At 34.6% G+C, this 18,221-nt stretch carries 14 protein-coding genes and 1 pseudogene; 12 read left to right on the top strand and 3 right to left on the bottom strand.

The window, feature by feature from the left end; genetic code table 11:
- From MKX62_RS12240 to MKX62_RS12260, 5 genes are all read left to right on the top strand, one after another.
- A complete protein-coding gene (locus MKX62_RS12240; RefSeq protein WP_340741531.1) occupies nt 1-3,168 on the top strand; it encodes a type I restriction endonuclease subunit R in 3,168 nt (1,055 codons plus the stop codon).
- A 916-nt stretch (nt 3,169-4,084) separates the two neighbouring features.
- Nucleotides 4,085-6,073 (top strand): ATP-dependent nuclease, encoded by a 1,989-nt coding sequence (locus MKX62_RS12245; protein ID WP_340741532.1) that lies wholly within the window; start codon nt 4,085-4,087, stop codon nt 6,071-6,073.
- A 1-nt stretch (nt 6,074) separates the two neighbouring features.
- Nucleotides 6,075-7,847, top strand: coding sequence for an ATP-dependent helicase (locus tag MKX62_RS12250; RefSeq protein WP_340741533.1), 1,773 nt, complete (start codon nt 6,075-6,077; stop codon nt 7,845-7,847).
- 780 nt (nt 7,848-8,627) lie between these two features.
- Entirely contained in the window at nt 8,628-8,792 is a 165-nt protein-coding gene (locus tag MKX62_RS12255; RefSeq protein WP_156475956.1) for a hypothetical protein, read from the top strand.
- Between the two features lie 120 nt (nt 8,793-8,912).
- A complete protein-coding gene (locus MKX62_RS12260) occupies nt 8,913-9,905 on the top strand; it encodes a DUF3592 domain-containing protein (protein ID WP_340741534.1) in 993 nt (330 codons plus the stop codon).
- 362 nt (nt 9,906-10,267) lie between these two features.
- Here the strand turns inward: MKX62_RS12260 and MKX62_RS12265 are convergent, their stop codons facing one another.
- Entirely contained in the window at nt 10,268-10,456 is a 189-nt protein-coding gene (locus tag MKX62_RS12265; protein ID WP_187046693.1) for a hypothetical protein, read from the bottom strand.
- Between the two features lie 481 nt (nt 10,457-10,937).
- Here MKX62_RS12265 and MKX62_RS12270 point away from each other — a divergent pair, with 481 nt between their 5' ends.
- Both MKX62_RS12270 and MKX62_RS12275 read left to right on the top strand, forming a co-directional pair.
- A complete protein-coding gene (locus MKX62_RS12270; RefSeq protein ID WP_338653502.1) occupies nt 10,938-11,177 on the top strand; it encodes a hypothetical protein in 240 nt (79 codons plus the stop codon).
- A 279-nt stretch (nt 11,178-11,456) separates the two neighbouring features.
- Nucleotides 11,457-11,852: a DUF4181 domain-containing protein gene (locus tag MKX62_RS12275; RefSeq protein ID WP_340741535.1), complete on the top strand. Its 396-nt coding sequence runs from the start codon at nt 11,457-11,459 to the stop codon at nt 11,850-11,852.
- A 576-nt stretch (nt 11,853-12,428) separates the two neighbouring features.
- Here MKX62_RS12275 and MKX62_RS12280 read toward each other — a convergent pair.
- A complete protein-coding gene (locus MKX62_RS12280) occupies nt 12,429-12,659 on the bottom strand; it encodes a hypothetical protein (RefSeq protein WP_187046715.1) in 231 nt (76 codons plus the stop codon).
- A 262-nt stretch (nt 12,660-12,921) separates the two neighbouring features.
- On the opposite strand from MKX62_RS12280, the gene MKX62_RS12285 reads away from it, so the two are divergent.
- The 3 genes from MKX62_RS12285 (at nt 12,922) to MKX62_RS12295 (ending at nt 15,495) form a co-directional block, all read left to right on the top strand.
- Complete coding sequence (locus MKX62_RS12285) at nt 12,922-13,881, top strand: ribonuclease YeeF family protein (protein WP_340741536.1); 960 nt, start codon at nt 12,922-12,924, stop codon at nt 13,879-13,881.
- Between the two features lie 117 nt (nt 13,882-13,998).
- Entirely contained in the window at nt 13,999-14,790 is a 792-nt protein-coding gene (locus MKX62_RS12290) for a hypothetical protein (protein ID WP_340741537.1), read from the top strand.
- A 6-nt stretch (nt 14,791-14,796) separates the two neighbouring features.
- The gene (locus MKX62_RS12295; RefSeq protein WP_340741538.1) at nt 14,797-15,495 is read left to right on the top strand and encodes an SMI1/KNR4 family protein; all 699 of its coding nucleotides are present in this window, start codon (nt 14,797-14,799) and stop codon (nt 15,493-15,495) included.
- A 336-nt stretch (nt 15,496-15,831) separates the two neighbouring features.
- On the opposite strand, the gene MKX62_RS12300 is transcribed toward MKX62_RS12295, so the two are convergent.
- A protein-coding gene (locus MKX62_RS12300; RefSeq protein ID WP_340741539.1) for an IS3 family transposase occupies nt 15,832-17,159 on the bottom strand; the annotation gives its coding sequence in 2 pieces (ribosomal slippage) (nt 15,832-16,787 and nt 16,787-17,159; 1,329 coding nt in all).
- 400 nt (nt 17,160-17,559) lie between these two features.
- Here MKX62_RS12300 and MKX62_RS12305 point away from each other — a divergent pair.
- Together MKX62_RS12305 and MKX62_RS12310 are read left to right on the top strand one after the other, a co-directional pair.
- The gene (locus MKX62_RS12305) at nt 17,560-18,015 is read left to right on the top strand and encodes an SMI1/KNR4 family protein (RefSeq protein ID WP_340741540.1); all 456 of its coding nucleotides are present in this window, start codon (nt 17,560-17,562) and stop codon (nt 18,013-18,015) included.
- Between the two features lie 19 nt (nt 18,016-18,034).
- A pseudogene (locus MKX62_RS12310) lies at nt 18,035-18,208 on the top strand (endonuclease V); the annotation flags it as partial.
- Nucleotides 18,209-18,221 lie beyond the last annotated feature (13 nt).

Here is an 18,221-nt window from a genome sequence, read left to right on the forward strand (position 1 = left end):
ATGACAAAGATACAGCATAACGATGAGGCGGAAGTCGAACGTCGCTTGATTCAAGTTTTAGGAGAAGGGCATAACCAGTGGAATTATCGTTCCGATCTAAAGTCGGAAGCTGACCTATGGAAAAACTTACGGTTAAAAATTACGCAAAATAACTTATCGGAAATTGGGGAACACCCTTTGACCGATAAAGAATTCGACACGATCAAAATCGAATTGCTGTCGAAAACGAAGACCCCTTTTGATGCTGCTCGATGGCTCAAAGGGGAGAATGGTATTGCACGTATCACGATAGAACGTGAAGTTGTATCACTGGGTTCTATGTCTTTAGTTTTGTATTCCAATCAAGATATTGGGGGTGGCATCTCTACATATGAAGTGGTTCATCAGATTGCGAAACAAAAAGTAGATGCTGACGGTCGTGATCGCCGATTTGACGTGACGCTTTTAATCAATGGGTTGCCCATTGTTCAAATTGAATTAAAACAGGTCAGCTCTAAAGATGGAGTCTTTCAAGCGTATAATCAAATAAAAAAATATGCGGAAGAAGGGATGTTCAGGAATAATATCTTTTCCACCCTTCAGTTGTTTGTCATTTCCAATGAGCAGACGACTCGCTATTTTGCCAATGCGATGCCGAAAGATATGCATAAGAAATTGGTCTTTAGTTGGCGCACAACAGACAATCGAAAAGTAGACAACCTCTATGAATTTGTAAAACAAGTCTTAAATATACCTGATGCCCATCGATTGATAGCGAATTATACAATCGTCAGCGAGGATCAGGACAATAAAGCCCTAATGGTGCTACATTCTTATCAAATTCATGCGATTGAAGCTTTATTTACCTCTGCTATGAAACACGAATCAGGCTATGTTTGGCATGCTACTGGTTCAGGAAAAACGTTAACGAGCTTTGTGTCCACAAAGCTACTTGCTCGCAAGCCGGGCGTGGACCGTACCGTCATGCTCATTGATCGCAAAGACTTGGACAACCAAACAACAAATGAATTCACTAAATTTGCTTCCGAATTCAATACAGGTATTTCTTCTGGTAATGCGAAGTCGAACAGTTTGATTATCGGTACCGGAAGTTCCAAAGAGTTAAGTGACACGCTGCTATCAAGTGCTAATTCTAATACCGTGATTATTACTACACGTCAAAAGTTGGAAGCAGCGCTACGGTATGCGGAGAAACAAGAGGAACAAAAAGGTACGCAGCGTTTCAAAAAGCTCATGAGTCAGCATATTGTCTTTGTCGTTGATGAATGCCACCGAGCGTTAAGCGCAGAAGGGATGGAAGCGATCAAGCAGTTCTTCCCTAACTCTACATGGTTCGGATTTACAGGTACTCCGATATTTGAAGACAATAAAAAACAAGCGAAGGGTCGTCTAGCTCGTACGACACATGACCAATACGGAGAAGTCTTGCACACCTATACCATCAAGAATGCTTTGGATGATGGGGCTGTTTTAGGGTTTCAGGTAGAGCATGAAGATACGATTGACCCCACATCACTGAACAACTACATTTTTAATCAAATGCGTCCAAAGGGAAAATCCGAGGATCAAAGCGATAATGAACTTAATGATACGATCGATAAAATGGATTGGATAGATAAGGAAGCCTATATTGAATCATCGTCTTTTGAAAGTGATGACCATATTCAAAAGGTCCTCCGTAAGATATTTCGTCCAGACAACGCCTATATAAAATTTGATTTCCAAAATGGGCGTCCACAAAAGTCTGCGATCTTAACAACGAGTTCCATTGATATGGCGAAACGATACTATCAAGCCATCAAGAAGATGACCAAAGATCCCGAATGGTTGACGAATGAATTCATCGGACATCCTATTCGAAAAGGACGGACCATTGAAGATACTGAATTTCCACGAGTTGCTATTACCTATTCATTACAAGAAAACGAAGAAGATTCCAAGCAAACCCAAGATGAAATGAAAGAAATCATCAAGGACTACAACGATTACTATGACACTGCCTGGTCGATAGAGGATATTGACCGATATAATGGCGATATCAACAATCGCCTAGCACGTAAGCGAGCGGAGTTCAAAATGCTTGGGAAACAAGTGGACCTGGTCATTGTTGTAGACCGACTATTGACAGGATTCGATGCGCCAACTGTCCAGACACTATTCGTGGACCGCAATCTAAGTTATGCGAATCTGATTCAAGCCTTTTCTCGAACCAATCGTACCTATCCAGGAAAGACGAAAGGATTGATTGTCACCTTCCGAAAACCTGCGACAATGGAACATAATGTGAAAGTGGCAACGAAGTTATATTCCGAAGCACAAGAAGAAAACAATCTGGTGTACCCATCCTACGATGAATCGAAGAAACGCTTCAAGAAGGCTCACAAGGTATTTTCAACGTCAGTGTCCAATCCAACGGACATTGATGAACATTCGCCTATCGAAGAGCGTATTGAGTTTATAAAGGCCTTCCAAGAGTTGAATAATGCCTATGAAGCATTGGTTACCTATGATGATTACAACGACGACATGGAAAAATCTACAGTACTTCGAGAACAGGTGAAAAGGTTAGAGGAATACATCGGCGTATACCACACGGTGAAAGGTTCATTAATAGATGAAACTGAACCAGTAGGACCAGATGGACCTGAACCAGACTTTTCAGGAATCGAATTCTTTGGGGAAAATGCGATTAAGATTTATGATATCGACTCGACGTATATCGACCGACTATTGGAAACATACGCAGCCAATAATCAGGATATCCGTGATGAAATCGAAAAAGCCCTTCAAAAACTTAATAAATCAGATGTTGTGAAGAATGTCTATAACGATATTCTAAACGCCATTGATACTAAGGAAGTAGATGCCGATGAAGATATTCTTGCCGTGAAGCGACGCTACTTCACTAAAGCTTATGATAACAGCATAGAAGAGTTATCGAATACTTGGTTTGTAAAAGAGAGCGAACTGCACTTGTCTGCAATTCAATATGTGGTTGGATCAGAAACCATCCCTAATATCAGAGGAATACTCGACAGCAAGGAATTCGATAAATACAAAGCTGTAAATCCAGGTGCCAAACCATTGAAATATGGACCTGAGATGAAGCGTGAATGGATAAGTGTATTGAATGAGGTTATTGTACCTTTTGGGGATGAGTTGAGATGAAGTCGCTTTGAAGTAAATAAACAAAATCTAAATAGTTATAGGCCAACTGCGAAGCTGTAGTTGGCCTATACTGTATTCGAAGAAAAAGATGAGGTGGAATAAATGTAATACAAACGTGAAGAGTGCCAGGTTCTCATTGCAATTTGAATTAATTAAAAACCTAGCAATCAAAAATGAAAGCGATGGTCGTATTGGCAAGTGGTTTCCATGCGGTTCGTTACAAGATTGAATTTTGATCGATATATCAACAAAATGGGCTTTGATGATATAAAACAATTATTCCGTTCTTGGGGATTGTGAAGGATGGTGAACTTCCATAAACAGATCCTGATATGAATAGCTTTAGTTAAAAGGAACTGCCCGATAATTTAATTCTGATGAATACATTGAAAACGCTCCTGTCAGGATATTTATCTTCAGATGTGGTTCTTTGTAAGGTGAATACAAACGATATTGAAGGTAATAAAGAACATACTGAAAATCCAGTCATTAAACTAAAATACTTGAAAATGGTAAAACAAGCCTTTGAAAAAAAGATGTAATGTCATTGCAAAAGAGGTAGATCAAAAGAGTTCTTTTAAAAGAGAGTGCAATTTGTATTTTATATTATAAAAATATTAATTGTAGAAAATAGCAATCTCATGTATATCTCAAAGCCAGTAAACGACACTTGTATTACATATAAATTCTCTACTTTTAATAGTTAGGCAAGAAAAGAACGGTTTGAAAACGAATTGAAATCAACTAAATAGCTAATCAAGGAAAAGAGTAATATCCGACAACTATCTTGACAACCACCGACTATGAATAAATGAATTTTGGATGTTGAATTTGTTTTTTTGTATATTGATCTTTGTTAACTTATTTAGGATATTATGTATCTATTATGCTAAGATTATTGAAGAGGTGAAATATTTTGGGAAAAGAAATGATAAAATATCCATTCATATCAAAAGTTATTATTAAAAATTTTAGAAACTTCATAAATGAAGAAGCTGAATTAACTAATAAACAAGTAATTCTGGGAGAGAATAATATTGGAAAGACAAATTTTGTGAGAGCTTTACAACTAATATTAGATCCTAGTTTATCTGACTCTGATAGGTATTTAGAGGAAACGGATTTCAATGATATAATAGAAAATCCATTTGAGAATAAAGAAGTAATAGAAATTTCTATAGAGATTCAGGGTTTTGAACATAACACAGCACTTTTAGCGACATTTTGTGATGCAACTATTAACACAGATCCACCAACTATAAAAATTACATATGAGTTTTCACCGATTAGTGAGAAAGAATATGGTTATATAATCTATTTGGGCGACGACAAGAGTTTTGCCTTCACTCATCAACATCGTAAAATGTTGAATTTAAAAGTTATTAATGGATTAAGGGATGCAAATAGTGATTTTAAAAATTCCAGAAAATCACCTCTAAATCAATTGCTTAAACAATACGATTTTGATAAAGAGTTACTAAAAGAGATAGCTCAAAATATGAAAGTAGAAGGTAATGCTATTTTGAGTTTTGAAGAGTTACTAGACTTAAAAGGGAAAGTTAATAATAATATTATAAAAATTGTTGGTAATCAAACTTCATATTCTAATATTTCTTTAGAAACTGTTGATATTAATCCTGATAAAATTTTAAATACTTTAAAGTTAATGATTGGCGCTAGTAAACAACGTCCTACCTCAGAAGTAAGTTTAGGTGTTACAAATATTCTCTATATATCATTAGTGTTACTTTCCTTAGAGGATAAAACTGTTCCTACTTTAATTTTTAAGGAAGAATTAGATAAATTAAAAGAAATAGATTCAGAAAATCTCCTAGATGAGTATTATGAAGTGCAAGGTGAAAGATATTATAAATTATCTCAAAAAAAAGAAATCTCTCTTGATTTATATAAATTCTTTAGTAATTATTATGATGCTGATAAGAGTCACACAATTCTAGTGATTGAAGAACCTGAGGCGCATTTACATCCAATTCTACAAAGATGTATTTTTAGAGATGTTATGCGTAAGCCAATGTCTATTATTCTAACAACTCATTCTACTGATATAACTTCTGTATCTCCAATTAACTCTATTGTCCATTTAAGATTTGAAAAGGATTCAGTAGCTATAAATTCTACTAAAAATATTAATTTAAGTGAAAAAGAAGAGTTAGATTTAGAAAGATATATGGATGTAAAAAGAAGTGAATTATATTTCGGAAAAGGTGTAATTTTAGTCGAAGGAATAGCAGAAGAGTACTTGGTACCAAGATTAGCTTTAAATTTGGGAATAGATTTAGATTTTTATGGAATTCTATGCTGTAATATTAATTCTACAAATTTTAAACCTTTTATTGTACTGCTTAAAGAACTTGATATACCTTATATAATTTTTACAGATGGTGATTATTTTTATGAAATAGAAGTTGAAGATGATGGAAAGACCAAAACTGAACGGGTATATCACGAATTACATAAAAAAAGTCATGAGAATCATGGATTTTTAGGTTTAGAATTAGCTCTAACTACATTGCAAGAATTGAAGATATTTAAATTAGAAGAAGATTATACAGAAGATGAATTTAATAGGGAAGGTTATTATTTTAGTGATTATACTTTAGAAATTGATTTAATGATTAAAAATTCTACAGATGCTAATGCCTCCAGTTTTATTTGCAAAACATTTAATGAATTAACAATAGGAGGAATACAACAGAAGAAAAATTTCGAAAAAGAATACAAATCTGGAGATTTCTATAGTTGTTTAAGGAAAATCGAAAGTAGCCAAAATAAAGTGGGTAAAGGAAGATATGCCCAAAGGCTATCTACATACCCCAACATGCTGGTTCCATCGTATATTGAGAACGGTTTAAAAAATCTAATTTCAAAAATATCAGGTGATTAAGGTGAATGGTATCTACTTAAAAAAACTAAAAATGCTAGAAAATGATTTAGAACAAAAAATAGCTTATAACTCTGACAAATCAATTGTTATTAAAGCAGGACCAGGAAGCGGTAAAACTAACGTTTTAACTTTAAAGATGGCTAAGTTACTAAAGGAAAAAGTAAAGTTTCCTAGAAAAGTTGCCTGCATAACTTTCAGCAATGAAGCGACTAAGGAAATTAAAGAACGTGTAAATAAGTTAATCGATTATGATGAAAATAACTTTTTCATAGGTACTATTCACTCTTTTTGTTTATCAAAAATATTAAAACCATATATAAAGTTATTTGATTATGGTATAAGCAAAGATTTTAAAATTATTTCTAAGGAAGATAAAAAAAATTGGATTGAAGAAATTAAAAACAATTTATCAATTCGCCCAGATTTGTTGAGTGTTACAGAGGTCGATAGAGAAAGAAACTATATGATAGAAGGCGAAAGCCAAGTAACTGTTGAAATTTTTGATATTGCATTACAAGTTGCAACAGCTTATGAAGCGAAGCTTTTAGATAACAATATGGTTGATTTTATTTCAATGGTAAAAATAGCTACAAATATGATACAAGAAGAACCCTATCTCAGGAAATGTTTAGAAGCAAAGTTTCCTTATATATTGATAGACGAATATCAAGACTTAGGAAAACCTCTTCACGAGATGGTTTTAACATTGATAAAAAAAACAAATATAAAAATAGTTGTTGTAGGTGATCCAAACCAAACTATCTATGGGTTTAATGGGGCTAAACCTACATATTTATTAGAACTCGAAAAGATAGATAAATTGGAAAGTGTAGAATTAAAAAATAATTATAGAAGCCATCAAAAAATACTAGATATATCGTCAAATACTATGAACTTACCTGTTGGGTTCTTCAATGCTAAAAAAACGATGGAAAAAGAGCCGGAAATTAACCTTATAAAACTTAAAGGGAATCATATTGCTCAATATCAATATATTGCGAATGAAATAATTCCTACTTGTATAAAAAATGGCATAGAATACAGCAAGATTGCAATTCTTATTAGAGCAAAAAATAAAGTATTGGAATGTCAAAAAATTCTTGAACAAAATGGTATTCCACATTATGTGATGGTATTTGACTTTAACAGAGGCAATTTTATTAAGTTTTTAGAGGACTGTGCTGCTTGGATTTTAAATAACCGTAAAATTTACTTTAAAGATCTATTAAATGAATGGATTTCTATTAAATATGATACAACCCCACCGAATAATACATTTAATAAAGAAAGAGTGTTCTTATACTTATCCTTAGTAAGTTCTAAAGAGAAAATAGCAGATTTTATGAATTGGATAAAATTTATCTATATTAAACTAAATATAAAAGAAAACATTATAAATTCTTCAAGACATATAGATGATGCTAAAGATTTAAGGGATTTTGTATATTATATAAAAGAGAATAAAGATAAAATGGATATTGAAAAATTTTCGAATTTAGGTGTTCAAGGCGATACTGTATCATTACTTACTATGCACAGTTCTAAAGGGTTGGAATATGAAGTTGTTATTATGCCTGCTATGGAAGAAGGCACATTTCCATTTTATAAAGTAAAAGAATCTGATATCGAAGAGGAAAAAAGAATATTTTTTGTTTCGTTGACAAGAGCTAAGTCAATATGTTATTTCTTGATGTCAAAAAGTTTGCATGGGTATAGTAAAGTACCATCCAGATTTATAAAAGATATCGATTTTACTTCAATCAATGATGAATAATAACTTATAAAATTATTTAAATAAACGACTGTCTTTATCGATGTGGGATGATGATAAACTAAAAATATTCTCTCTTTTAGGTTGAGAAGAATATACTTGAAGAATTGCAAAGTTGAAATCTATAATTTTTGCCCCCGCAACGCATTTATTTATTAAACGTAGTCAAAAGCGTAGTCATACATTTACAATAGTAGCTATAAACCCTTGAAAACACTGGTATTATAGCGTTTTACGAGACGGTTGGTTCGACTCCCGCCGTCTCCATAGAGATATGGCTGATAATGTAGTCGTATTAACGGTTTTAGAGAGTAGGGATATTGAACGGGAGGTAAACTCCTGTGCAATATCCCTATTTTTATTGCTTAGGAAAAGAAACACATTTTGTGGCACGTTAATTTGTTAATAATAAACTGGGTGACAAAGTTGAATGGGGCAACTCTGACATAATGGGTATGAAGGCTTCGGGGCATTAATTAATGTGTTTTATGTAACGAGTTATGAAGCTTAGCTTGTTGAAAAATGGAGGGCGTGAAATGTATTTAAAGAAAAGAAGGTTCGCGCTATTGATGGTTATTACTACTACGTTGTTTTTAACAGCTTGTGGAGGCGGAGACGTGAAGCACTGAAAATACAACGAAAACAGACACTACAAAAGTAAATGAAGCTGGAGAAAATGAATTTATACTGTTAAGTAAGGGTTTTGAAAAGTATCCAGTTTGGTTCATAGCGAATCAAGATCTAACAACATACTCTGGCTACACAACGCTAACAATTGAAGAAATGAACGAACTAAAAGATGAAGAAATCATTCAACATGCAAGTGAGGGTGCTACTTCAATAGTGAATCGTAACTATTCTCTGAATATCATTCTAGACGGTTATGGTCATGACACTAAAGAAGTAGAACTTCTTGTAAAGGATGATTCTATAGTGCAGAAGTTTTGAAATAACCCTACGGTGAATTTTAAGTAGACCTGCCATCAGAGCATTTGCTGGTAGTTTATTTATGCTTGTATTTTAACGTCTGTTTGATATGGTGGTGGAAGGATGGTTATGGAGGAAATTATGACAAACATCAAAGAATTAGTTGGGCTTCTAGTTTTAGGCTTATTTTTCAGCCTTTTCACTTGGGTAATGATCGATTCTTATCTGGATGAGTACGATTTAGCTTCAATTCGATCAGCGGAAGCGACAGTCATTGAAAAAACAGCAAGCAAAGGGTTATTCACCCCTCCTACCTATTTTGTTTGGGTCGAACTTGCCGGCGGAGAAGAGATTAAATATCGCAACCGTGTTTCCAAAAGTCAGATAGAGAACATTGAAATTGGCGATACGATTAATGGTTATTTGACAGGTGCTACAACCTTTTCGACACTGCGCGATATACTCATTGATGGCCTCTATTACTTTATTGCTATTTTTGTTTTTGCGTATATAGCTTTCTGTTTACTCGTGGCCTTTTTCTTATCCATTCCTGCATTGGAGCGCTTAGAAGAGAAGATATCTTCTGAGCGATTTAAAAAAAGGAAAAGAATGAGGAAAAAGAAACGAAAGAAAAAAGTAGATTCGAGACAAAGGGCTTGGAGAAATGCAGGTATTGTCATTGCAATTTTTCTTTTCATTGCCAAAAGTTTTGTAGTGAACCTGATTCGAACAGTGCAGCCATTCGGAAAGACAAAAACGGAAGCTACAATCGTTGACCGATTCGAGTATACGACTTATAGGAAATACGAAGACTCAATTCGGGATTTAACCATCTCTTATAAAGATCATACGGGCAGAACTTTTGAAATGGCCAAAGACGTAACGCGACACACCTATCGGCAATATGGCATAGGAGACAAACTACCAATTAGCTATCGAAATGCCGATCCGTATGATGTGTTTGTTCGAGGGAATTCTATATGGGATTACCTTCTGTTATTTACATACTGGGAATTGTCTGTTTATATTGGTTTGATTGCTGTGAGTGCATTCTCTATTTGGGCTTTTCTTGATGATCATAAAGGGAAAAAAAGGTTTTGGCAAAAGTTTAATAGGAAGATCGATAAAAAGTAAGATAGGCAAATGGATAGGATGCGGATATGCTGGTTTAGCCATGCATTTCTTTTTTGAATATTGCATATCTGTGCAAGAAACTTTTATGACAGTTTTTAAAAAATGCGATTTGATTTTAGCGTAGTGGATAGTCAACATTTGCAAGTATATTTATTTAAATATGTAAGTCTTTAGAGGCAGGTTCGACTCCCGCTGTCTACATATTTGATGTCACAGCAACGTTTAAGCGATGTGTGGCATCATTATGGCAACAACATATATAACAAAGACGATTTCATCTTTTGATGTGGTCGTTTTTTGTTTTGGAAATTTTGCGGTACCTGGCACTCGTTTTGTTTCCCGTTTTGAAATGCGACAAAATCTTATATACCATTCACTCGATACGCCATTTTACTAATGCTTGTTAAGCCTGCTGCCGTGTCTTCAACGGATGTATGGAAATCTTCATCAATCCATATCGTTAAGTACCCGATTGTTCCGAATGCTGTAAAGGTTGAAAGTGCTTCATTTTTAAAGCTTACTTGGAGCGTCTCGTATAAATGTTTATACAAGCGAGTTATAAATAATCTATCAAGGATTCTTCCCTTATAAAAATCTGGATTTTGATGAATATGCTCACAAATTCAGTGAGTGCTGCCTGTGCACTGTTAAATTCAGACACGATTCAGAATTAATTCGAATTGTGTGATGCACAGGCAGACAAAACTTTACATCAATGGACAAGCCAAAATGTTAACTGGCAATAGAGATAAATATTGACGAAAGATTAAGTTTTCGTCTACACATATCATAAGAAAGCTCCTTTCTGTAGAATAGATAACTGATTAGTCGACAGTTTCATTTTACAGGAGGAGCCCTTTTTTTCGTATTAATTTAACTTTATTTCTAATCCCAATCATTTTTTACGTTATTTTACTGCTATGCAACGCTAGTGGGCAACTGGTACTCTTGTAGAAGAGGAGTCAATCCGCAACTCTTTTCCCACCAAACAATAAAAGAACATTTCATTTAAAAATGAGAGGATGAGTAAAAATGGATAATTCACAAGAGAGAATCTGTAAGTTTCTAACTCAAAACAAGTTAAAATTCATCAGTGAAGATCAAGTAGCTAAAAAGTTCGGATACAAGAACATACTGACTTTTTACATTGGGAAAGAAGGATGGTCAGCCTATGGTATTGATGGAAGAGACTTTAAAGGTCGAAACCATCAAACATCTAAAGTTGGATTTCTTATTACAGAGTATAAAGATTCTGAAAAGGATACATATTAAAAAGCTGAATTTATGGGAGGGGAAAGAGTTATCTAATAGAAAATAAAAGTAACATTTTATAGCGATAATAGCACTTTGTGACACCCGTTTAACCCCTATAAATGTGGTTTTAGCAAGTTCATATATTGGGGTAGGCGGTACGGGGCTATTCCCCTTGCAATTATTCCTGAACCATTGGCATATTGAGTAAGTGCTGCCTGTGTACGTTGTAATAATATAGTTAGTGGTAGATGTGGAAGGAATTTAGAATGGAGATGATTTTAAATGGGGTACCCTGGAATGCCACCCGGGTTTTGGGTAGAACTTATTAAAATACTATCAGTTGCTATTTTACTGGTTGGCGTTATTCCAGCTGTTTTTCGTTATAGAATGGGTGCAAGTAATAAGAAATGGTTTTCATATAATCATATAAATGAATTTCATAAAAAAGTCGATTGGACACTCCGTATAGTTTTTGTGATTTTATTAATAACTGGTGCACCCCTTTTTACTAGTCAGCCCTTTATAACATATATAGTATTTTGGTTTTTCATTCTAACTCAAATAGGTGTTCAAGCATATATAGAATGGAGATTTTCGGATAACAGAAAAGACTTTCAGGTAACACTAATCCAGCTTACCTTAACTTTTGTTACCTTATTTGGATTCATCTTCTGGTTAGAATATTTTTCATAGGAACAATTACTTTAAGTAGATTAAATAAAGCAAATGAGCGCGATTGTTGGCTAAATACTTTTTTGAAAGGGGAGCTTTGGCTACTCTTTTTTTGTGTTGTTTGCGGTTTTCCCTTAGTTAGTGATGCACAGGCAGACAAAACTAAGGCTTATCATTTTCAACAATAGCACCCGATGATTGAATAAGTATGTTCCTCACCTATTTTCTTTCTTGTCCCTATTGGTGAAAAATGTAGACATCAAAACTATAAAAACAGGCAATATACTCCATAAAAAGAATCCCCAATTATGTGTAATTAAAGATAATACTAAGAAAAAAGCAAGTGCTACAATTGAAATGTAAACCGTACGTTCTTGATATTTATTCAACATACACACCCCTTTTTGAGTATTGGAAATATTTTTCGTGAAATATAACATACATTCTCCATTAAATGGTCCTATTACTGCACAAATTTATTTCGTTATCGTGCACGTTTTTGAGAAACTCCTGCGTTATTCAACAAAATGACTCTATTACTAATTCGGTGCAGTACCTCATTCTAGAAAAGAGCCTATTTATCGAACAAGTTGAAACTTACTTTTTAGGCATAGCGTATGTCGCAGAAATACCATTGATTTCCTCGATTTTCTTAAATATTTCATTAAGAACTTCTAATGCTCTTTCATTTGATTCATACTTCCCTAAATCTTTACTCCATTCGTCTAAAGACGAACCGCTAACAAAACCTTTTATTTTTTTCCCGTTTACAGTAACTTCTTTTACATTTATCAAACTGTGCTTATCTTGTGTAGAAATCCATAACATAGAAAAACTCATCCCCTTCATTCAAATTTATCCGAATTATACCACAATTTAGCCCGATTATTGAAGACAGTTCTTCTTGAAATTCAATCAAACGAGTACAATAAGTATGTAAGCGCCTATTTGACGCTTACGGGACAAGTCACTCATTCAATCATGAAAGTTCACACAAACTTGTTTGTTCCATTAATGATCGCGTGAATCCGCTTTGAATAGATATGAACAATAACTCCATCTTTTTTAAACGCTTGATGAGGCAATGCCTATGAAAATATTGGACGTAGATTTATTTCAAGAAGGGCTGCAGCGCAACATTACTATGTTAGACAGGTTAAGCGGTGAGATGGAAGCGATCCACCATGCAGTGGAGGGTCTAGTGCAGATGGAGGAACAATTTAAAGGAGCCGGGGGTAATGCCATCCGTTCCTTTTACCAGGAATGTCATTTACCATTTCTTCATTTTTTTCAGTTGTTTTCCGAACAGTTCAAACAAGTGCTTCAGCAGATGGAGGCAGCACTTCATTCACTCGAACCTGATTCATCTGGGTACATAGTAGAACAATTCCTTGAGGGAGAGCTAGAACAGGGCCTTACGCTTATTGGTCATCTCACGGATAGTTTGACGGATGAGGCAAACAGTATCATGGATCAGGTGAGTGATATTGTCGGACTGCCCCACTTAGATGATAGCGGAGTGCAGGAGGGAGTCATTCGTTCTAAGAGAAAACGTGATGATACCAACTCACAACTGTATGAATTTGATGCAACTCAGACTACTACACTACATCCCATTGAACAAGATTTGCAGACGATGAACACGTGGCTTACGGATATGGAGGGACTGTTCCAAGCAGGAGTAAAGGACATCAGCTTCGTGCCGAGCCAATGGAATGTTCTGACATTTAGAAGTGAAATTAGAACAGAACTGTTCCCAAAAGTGTACTTAAATCCAAATGACTTATGGGTAAAGGAACATCAACAGCTGATTGGTACGATGATTACTCCAGCGACTTTTCAAACCCTTGAAGGGAAAAAAGTGAACACTGTGGAAGAGAATCTGGATGAAAATATAAAATACCATATGTATGAAAATGGTTTACTCATTAAAGAGTATGTTGTAGGCCAAACAGTTTTCTATGAAGTTGTTTCCAAAGTTGACTATAGGGAAGAAGAGACCGTTAAAGTCGACAAACCCAAAGAAAACAAATTACTTGATTCTTTATAGTTTGGATTAGATTTAGCAGGGCTTATACCTGTTGTTGGTGAAGTCGCAGATGGCGTAAATGGTGTTATCTATACGGCAAGAGGGGATGCATTAAATGCGGCCCTTTCTTTTGGAGCGATGATTCCAGTTGCTGGCTGGGCAAGTACGGGTGGGAAATTAGCCTTAAAAGGAAACGATTTAAATCAAGTAAGTAAAGTGGTAAGTACAGAGAAGATGGCGTCCATTTATTCGCCAATTTACCAAGATGTCGTCAACAGTCCACTAGGCAAAACTCAAAATCAACTAGATCTCTTAACTAATACTCATTACCAATTGGGTACGCCAAATGCCCTTGCATTCAATATGCCATTCCCAAAAACAGATATTCCTACGAGTATCAAAGTTGGAGATGTTAAGGTTGAAGTGAAGAATGTGGATGTTGGGGCTAAGGGGACGGGTAAAAACATTACGCAAGGTGCAAGATATGGGGAAAGGAAAATTTCCGATGAGACATATGCTAAATTAAGAAGAGCATCGCCATCTTCTAAAATACAAAAAGAAGTTAATAAAAATATTGATGATATTATTGGAACTGAGGATTTTGCTTTACCCGGAAAAATAATTGAAAAAAAACTGCATGCAGATCATATTGTTTCTCTAAAGAAAATAGCTCGTTTGGAAGGTTTTGAGACATTGACTTACCAACAACAGAAGGAAATTTCCAATTTTGTAGAGAATTTTAAAGGTCTTAGTGAAGCAGCTAATACATCTAAAGGTTCAAAATCATTTGCAGATTGGAACATCTACAAAAAAGAAAATATTTTAGTAAATCCTGTATTTAGGGAAAAAATGATATTAAAAGAAAAAGAACTAGAAATTGAGATACAAAAGATGACAGATGAATTTAATAGGATAAATAAAAAGGAGTGATTTCGGGTGGATAAGCTATCTTCATTAAAACAATACAGAAAAAGTATAGAGTTTGTATCTAACAAAGACTTACTCAATATAGAAAAGGAAAATATTCCTAAAAAATGGATGGAGATATTTAAAGAAACAGATAAAACTAGAAAGAAAGATAAATTAATAGCTTTATGGAATGATGTGTGTGAAAAAGAATTGAGCAATACTATTTCGTACTTGAAAGAGAATTTATTAGAATTTGAACTAATTGTAGATAATGGACAATATGCAGTACTATACAGCGTAAAGAGTGAAAATGAAGAAATTCTTTATTACGAAGGTGGTATACCGACCAGTTCTATTGATATTTCAGAAATGCAACAAGATTGGTCAAATGTTCCAGAATCTATTAAGAGGTTCTATGAAAAGTTACACAATGGGTTTTATTATCTGCCAAGTAGAGCTATGGGGCTAGTACCAGTGGAATGCAGTACTCATTTTGAGGATTATGAATGGGGAATACTTGAAGAATTAGATGAACCATTAGGAATTAATATGGCTACAACATATGGTTTTTTTGAAAACGGCATGGGAGGATATGTTGCTATAGATTTAAACAACTGTATCGATGATGTAGCGACATTATGGTTTACCAATGATAAGCCTGAATATAATGTGGATTTTTGGGATATTGTAGATGAATGGATTGTAATAGGGCTTCAAGATAATTAAAAAATCATGCAAATAATTAGAAATAGCAATATTCTATTAGTCTACCACTCACAAAGTAATCTTACTGAGGTTAGTCAAAATCAATAACTCATGTAGATTGTACCAAAGAATACTTGGGTTATGAAAAATAAATATGATAACTGGCGATATGACATTTGAAACATACGAAATATTGTTGCAGGGAACCAGCCAAAACTTACGTAATTAAATAAGTTCGTGGGTTTACAGATAGAATTAGTAATGAATTACTTTATATAGCTAACCATAAAGCACCTGATTGCCTTTTATGAACTGAACCCCATTTAATGGACAGTTTAAAAAAAGCGACGTTTTAGTCTATGCTGCTATGAGATGACTTCGGTATTGAGCCGGAGTCATCTTTTTTAAATCCCATTGCTTACGCGTACAGTTGTAGTGTTCCATGTATTCATCTACCATTTTTTTCAACTCTAACAGATTGGATGCTTCCTTGTAGTCTACATCGTCTTTAAAATGACCGAAAAATGATTCGATAGGTGCGTTATCCAAACAATTTCCCCTTCGGGACATTGACTGTGTGAGCTGCATCGCTTTAACACGTGTCTGGTATTCTGGGTGCGTATAATGAAAACCTTGATCAGAGTGAATCATCGCTTCTGGATGTACATTTCCTGCTAATGCTTCGCTAAGCTTCCTCAAAGTTCGATAGACAATACGCATACTTAAGCTAACCGAAAGTTCGTAAGCGATAATTTCACGGCTAGCTACATCCTTCACACAGGAAAGATAAGCAGTCTGTCCAGTTTTCATTTGTAGATAAGTAATGTCGGTAACAAAAACTTTGCCAGGTTCATCTTGAGTGAATTGCCGATTCAAGAGGTTTGGCACCGTATGGTGTTCTTGGGTAGCCTTAGCTATATTCTTATAAGGGTTTTTTCTTCGTATTTTAGCAAAGAGATTAAATTTGCGCATTAAACGAAGAATCTTCTTATGATTCATGGGGATCTCGAGTAATTCCACTAACGCCATGTAAAGGCCACGATATCCAATTTTCCCTTTGAACGCATCATAAACACATTTAAGTAAAAGGTAGTCTTGATAATCATTTTCCTCACGTATAGCATGGACCTCAGTTTTTTCGAGCCATGCGTAGTAGCCACTTCTATGTACTTTTGCGACTTTACATAGGTGAGCTGTGAACCTATGTAATTGAAACTTACGAATCACTTCATTAATCACCTGATATTTTTCGGCTGATGTTAGTATTATTTCTTCGCCTGCCTCTCTAGTTCCTCGAGCTTTTTTAACAATTCGACCTCGGCTTCAAGATATTTAATACGGGCTTCAGCTTTTTCAAGTTTTTTCTCAGGAGATAATCCTTCAGTTGATGGACGACCAGTACTTCCTTTTCCGCGACGCTCCTCAAAGAATCCGTCTTCTCCATGAAGCTGATAGGATTTTCTCCAACGACTAAGTGATTCTTTCGCTTTCTTCGTACCAATCATTTCTAAGTCAAATCCATTTTCAATAAAAACTTGAGAAGGACCTTTACCTCTCTGATTCTCTTTGACAGCTAATACTTTAAATTCAGGTTTATATTGGATAGAGCGATCTGAAACTGAGTTCACATTAGGATTCGCTTCTAATAATCTACGCTGGTGTTCATTGAAAAGTATTTTACTCATTGAAAACACTCCTGTCAGGATATTTATCTTCAGTATACCTAAGCTTTTAGACAGAGAAAACCCCAAATGGTGTCACTTTTTAAAAGTGTCTACCATTTGGGGTTCAGTTCATTAGGCAGCAGGTGTTGTTTTTTGTGAGAAATTTAAGTATAAAACAATGAATGAGACCAGCTTGAAATTCAGAACTCATGAAGGGTATTGTTAATGGTAACTGAACAAAAAGTTGAGGGACCAATAATTGAGATGCCTAGTAGATACCATAATCTAGTTACACAGCCGGTTTGGTAAAAGTAAACCTAATCCTAGTTTTCCTATAGAGCGAAAAAATTTCAATGCAGATACAAGAGAATATTGGAAATTGAGAGTAGAAAATAAATAAATTGTAGAGAGGGATTGTATTATGAATAAAGAAAATTTAGAAATGAAAAAAAGATACGAAGCTCTTTATTCTGATGATGGAATTAACAATGAAGAGTTAATTGAAATAGAAAAAATGTTAGAAATAGAATTGCCAGAAAATTATTGCGAAGTATCAACATTTTTTAGTGGGGGATATTTGGGTAGTATAAGTAATTATTCTTTTTCCAGGGTAGGTAACAGCTTAAATATCATCGATGAAACGATTAGATTGAGAGAGTCTGTAAATTTGCCAACTAGATTTGTCGTTCTAGCTGAGCCATCAGAAAGTCTTATAGTCATGGATACAAAAAATACTCCTTCAGTTATTTGGTTTGATGCAGTGGAAATTTCTGAATTAGAAAAAAAATCTTTTACCTCAAAACCAGATGAATGGGAGACCTATGCTGATTATTTTAATGCACAACTTGAGGGAGAAGAGGAAGAGCAAGGGTTATAGGTTATACAGCTTAGAACACTTAAGGATGACAAAAAGTGTTAAACTCATCTTTGTTTCTTGTGGAAACTGGATTGATTTAGATACAAGCACCGAAATGGTTATGAACTGTATCAATAAAGAGAGTCGTTTACCTATTCCTGTTAGATTAGCAGATTTAGAAACACATAAAGTGAGAAAACAACTTACACAATGATGATTAAAGCATT

It is taken from the genome of Sporosarcina sp. FSL K6-5500 (assembly GCF_038005665.1).
In the GTDB taxonomy this organism is placed as follows: Bacteria; Bacillota; Bacilli; order Bacillales_A; family Planococcaceae; genus Sporosarcina; species Sporosarcina psychrophila.

Bases quoted from the DNA above. Each gene is read 5' to 3' on its own strand.
- MKX62_RS12240 (WP_340741531.1), top strand. From the start codon at position 1: ATGACAAAGATACAGCATAACGATGAGGCGGAAGTCGAACGTCGCTTG.
- MKX62_RS12255 (WP_156475956.1), top strand. From the start codon at position 8,628: ATGAACGAACTAAAAGATGAAGAAATCATTCAACATGCAAGTGAGGGT.
- MKX62_RS12260 (WP_340741534.1), top strand. From the start codon at position 8,913: ATGACAAACATCAAAGAATTAGTTGGGCTTCTAGTTTTAGGCTTATTT.
- MKX62_RS12270 (WP_338653502.1), top strand. From the start codon at position 10,938: ATGGATAATTCACAAGAGAGAATCTGTAAGTTTCTAACTCAAAACAAG.
- MKX62_RS12275 (WP_340741535.1), top strand. From the start codon at position 11,457: ATGCCACCCGGGTTTTGGGTAGAACTTATTAAAATACTATCAGTTGCT.
- MKX62_RS12280 (WP_187046715.1), bottom strand. From the start codon at position 12,659: ATGTTATGGATTTCTACACAAGATAAGCACAGTTTGATAAATGTAAAA.
- MKX62_RS12285 (WP_340741536.1), top strand. From the start codon at position 12,922: ATGAAAATATTGGACGTAGATTTATTTCAAGAAGGGCTGCAGCGCAAC.
- MKX62_RS12290 (WP_340741537.1), top strand. From the start codon at position 13,999: ATGATTCCAGTTGCTGGCTGGGCAAGTACGGGTGGGAAATTAGCCTTA.
- MKX62_RS12305 (WP_340741540.1), top strand. From the start codon at position 17,560: ATGAATAAAGAAAATTTAGAAATGAAAAAAAGATACGAAGCTCTTTAT.